At 45.8% G+C, this 4,350-nt stretch carries 1 protein-coding gene; it reads right to left on the bottom strand.

Features of this window, described 5'->3' with window-relative positions; genetic code table 11:
- Positions 1-650 precede the first annotated feature (650 nt).
- Positions 651-3,971, bottom strand: a complete 3,321-nt coding sequence (secA, locus tag QM629_RS06245) for a preprotein translocase subunit SecA (RefSeq protein ID WP_415158295.1) — start codon at positions 3,969-3,971, stop codon at positions 651-653.
- Positions 3,972-4,350: the final 379 nt, after the last annotated feature.

The following is a 4,350-nucleotide window of genomic DNA, read 5'->3' as shown; positions in this document are numbered from 1 at the left end:
CTTGATAAAATCCAGAAGAGAGAACTAAAGAATATCCAAAGAAAAATTATATATACACCTATTTTAATGATTTCATTTTCAATGTGGTGTATACTGCTTTTGTTGCGCCGCGGAGCAGGGTGAATTTGAAATACGCCCATTGTATATGTTTGATATATGCTTTAAACAAACTCACTTTGTTGTATCATAGAATAATAACCGCCTGCCAAAAGGCTTCAACTCCCCAAAAAGCGTAGTTGGGGCGCCTGAAAAAGGCTTGTTTTCCATAAAATCCTGATAGCATGTGATGCCTTCGGGGATAATACACCCATGGAACACGAGGCAAAACAAAGAATTATGCAGGCAAAGAAGGTAAAAAGAGAATTGAGTGCACCTGAAAAAATGCGCACATAGAAGACGGTTTTTGGGGGGAGTACCAAACTTCCACCGGAAATAAAACGGATAACAGCAGTGTTATTTTAAGGGTTAGAAATATTCAATAATCAATCAATGTCGTTTAGTTAACCTTGTTTTGACCTCACCCTAAATCCCTCTCCAAAGGAGAGGGACTTTGCAAACATTCCTTAACTAAACGACATTTAATAATCATTTTTGTCTATATCTGTGTGGTTTATTCCAAAGATCTAAACAGGTTAAATATTAAATAAAGTTTATTCTTCCCTCCCGTGGCAGTTTTTATATTTCTTGCCGCTGCCGCAGGGACAGGGATCATTGCGGCCTACTTTCGGGCCCACCCTTACCGGCTCCTGTTTTACCGGCGTTGGGTCGTAATAGTCGTCTTCATTGGCTGCATAATCCTGGCCGGCATGGTCTATTTCGCGTTTGTTGGAGCGCATTTTACTCATGTCGGTCTTTTCCTGCTTTGCTTCTCTGGCTGGTACATTTTGCTGTACCGGCAACTCGGCGTGGCTAAGAAAGCTGATAATGCTGCTGCTTACTTCGCCATTCATCTGGCTGAATAAATTAAATGCTTCGCCTTTATAAATTACCAATGGGTCTTTTTGTTCGTAATGCGCCGTTTGCACACTTTGCTTCAGGTCGTCCATGGCGCGCAGATGCTCTTTCCATGCATCGTCAATGAGGAAAAGCGTAACGCTTCTTTCCAGCATGCTGGTTAATTCAGCGCCTGACGATTGCAGGGTTTTATCCAGGTTTACCAATACCTGAATGGCTTTTCTTCCGTCGCTAAACGGCACCGCCACATTTTGTATATGGGCGCCCTGGGTTTCACGTATGTTTTTAAAAACGGGCAACGCCATTTGTGCAAGGTCTTTGCGTTTGCGCTGGTAGCTGGCACCTGCCTCTTCATATAAACGCTGCGCCAGCGTTTGCCCATCGGTTTTTTCAAATTCGTCCTGTGTAATGGAAGTGCTTAAGCCAAGGTTTACAATTGTTTCCAGCTTAAAGCCTTCATAATCGTTGCGCTCTTTAAAGGTAGCCACAAGGCCGTCAGCCACATCATAAAATGCATTATCCAGGTCAAGTGCAAGGCGTTCGCCAAAGAGGGCATGATTGCGTTTGGTATAGATCACCGTGCGCTGTTTATTCATTACATCATCATATTCCAGCAGGCGCTTGCGGATGCCGAAGTTGTTTTCTTCCACTTTCTTTTGCGCCCGCTCAATGCTTTTGGTTACCATGCTGTGCTGAATAACTTCGCCTTCTTTATAGCCGGCAAAATCCATCACTTTGGCAATGCGCTCGCTGCCGAACATGCGCATCAAATCGTCTTCCAGCGATACAAAGAACTGGGAAGAGCCAGGATCGCCCTGGCGGCCTGAACGGCCGCGCAACTGGCGGTCAACACGGCGGCTCTCATGCCTTTCCGTGCCAAGAATAGCCAGGCCGCCTGCCTCTTTTACGCCGGGGCCAAGCTTGATATCCGTGCCACGGCCGGCCATATTGGTGGCGATGGTAACATTGCCGGCAAGGCCGGCTTCCGCCACCACCTGCGCTTCACGCTGGTGCTGTTTCGCATTCAGTACGTTATGCGGAATTTTTTTCTGCTGCAGCATGCGGCCCAGCAATTCACTCACCTCTACCGAAGTAGTGCCCACCAGCACCGGCCTGCCGTTATTGCGCATTTCTTCAATGGCTTCAATAACGGCTTTATATTTTTCACGCTTGGTTTTGTAAACGAGGTCTTCCTGGTCTTTTCTTATACAAAGCACATTGGTTGGAATGCTTACCACATCCAGCTTATAAATATCCCAAAGCTCTGCCGCTTCTGTTTCGGCGGTACCGGTCATGCCGGCGAGCTTGTGGTACATCCTGAAATAGTTTTGCAGGGTAACCGTTGCATACGTTTGGGAAGCGGCTTCAATCTTTACGTTTTCCTTGGCTTCAATTGCCTGGTGCAAACCATCTGAGTACCGGCGGCCTTCCATGATGCGGCCGGTTTGTTCATCTACAATTTTTACTGCGCCATCCAGCACCACGTACTCATCATCTTTCTCAAATAAGGTATATGCTTTTAATAGCTGCTGAATGGTATGAATGCGGTCGGCCTTTGTGGCATACTCATTCAGGATGGCTTCCTTTTTGCGCAGTTTGCTATCCGCATCAAGCGCTGCATCCGCATCAATGGCAGCCAGGTCAACGCCAATATCCGGCAGCACAAAGAAGTTTTGATCTTCACCGGATTTGGTTATAAGCTGGATACCTTTATCGGTTAATTCAACGGAATTGTTCTTTTCATCAATATAGAAATACAATTCTTCATCCACCACACGCATTTCTTTTTGCTGGTCGGCGAGATAATAGTTCTCCGCCTTCTGCATTTTTACGCGAATACCGGGCTCGCTTAAATATTTTATCAGCGCTGAATTTTTGGGCAAACCCCTGAAAGCACGGTATAAAGCAAGGCCACCGCTTTTGGGGTCATCATCGCCGTCGGCCACTTTTTTCCTGGCTTCATTCAGAAACTGGTTAACGGCGCGTTTTTGCACTTCCACCAGTTTTTCAATACGCGGTTTTAATTCAAAGAATTGCTGCGTAGTATCGTCTTTGCCCACGGGGCCGGAAATGATCAGCGGTGTACGGGCGTCATCAATCAGTACACTATCCACCTCGTCCACCATGGCATAATGATGTTTGCGCTGCACCATTTCCTCCGGGGTATGCACCATGTTATCGCGCAGGTAATCAAAGCCAAACTCGTTATTGGTGCCATACGTTATATCAGCAAGGTAAGCGTTGCGGCGGTCGGCAGTATTAGGCTGGTGTTTGTCAATACAATCAACCCGCAAACCGAGCCATTCGAAAATGGTGCCGTTCCATTCGCTGTCGCGTTTGGCGAGGTAGTCGTTCACTGTAACAATGTGCACGCCTTCGCCTGCCAAAGCATTCAAATAGGCCGGCAGGGTTGATACGAGCGTTTTGCCCTCGCCGGTTGCCATTTCGGCAATTTTTCCCTGGTGCAAAACAATACCGCCGATTAGCTGCACATCGTAATGCACCATGTTCCAGGTTACCAGGTTGCCGGCAGCCATCCAGCTATTGCTGTAAACAGCCTGGTCGCCTTCAATCTTAATATATTGCTTTTTAACGCTCAGATCGCGGTCGAGTTGGGTGGCCGTTGAAACGATCTGCGTATTTTCTTTAAACCTTTTTGCCGTTTCTTTTACCACAGCAAAAGCTTCGGGGAGAATATCGCTGAGCGCTTCTTCAATTTTTTTATCCCGGTCTTTTTTCAGGTCATCCACTTCTTTGTACAAGGCATCACGGCTAAGCATATCATCTTCCGGCAAGGCTTCTGCTTCCGCTTTTTTGGCAGCAATGGTATCGTCAATTTCTTTCAAATGCGCCTGTATGCGCTGCCTGAATTCAATGGTTTTGCCACGCAGTTCATCGTTCGTCAGGGCCTGGTACTGAATATAAAAACTGTTTATTTTTTCAACCTGCGGTTCTATCTTCTTTACATCTTTCTCACTCTTATTACCGCCTAAAATCTTATTTAAAAATTTGAGCATATATCAAGTTGGCTGTTTGCAATAAAAAATTTCTTTGTTGTCAAAAACTGTGCGCCGGTTTTTTAAAGTCAAACTGGCAGAATGCAAGGGATGCAAGGTAGTACTTTACAGGCGGCGGCTGAAAACTTAATGGCAGGTTTAACTAAACCATTTTATTAATATTGAAGCAGATACCGAAAATCATACAGCAAAAACTGTTTCAGAAAACTATGGTGTATTTCAAATTTTCGCAGGGGGGTGAGGACACCATAACCGTCAACTTAAGCCCAAAGGGCTTGAATTTGAATAGCCGTGAGCGAAACTCACGGTAAAAATGTCGAAGTTTTTGTTGAACCCGCCGCAGCGGGTTCAATATCAAAACCGTTTCATTTGCCCACCG

It is taken from the genome of Parafilimonas sp. (assembly GCF_047606085.1).
GTDB lineage: Bacteria > Bacteroidota > Bacteroidia > Chitinophagales > Chitinophagaceae > Parafilimonas.
Note: the sequence above shows the minus strand (reverse complement) of the source record. Positions and strands in the feature narration are given on the sequence as shown.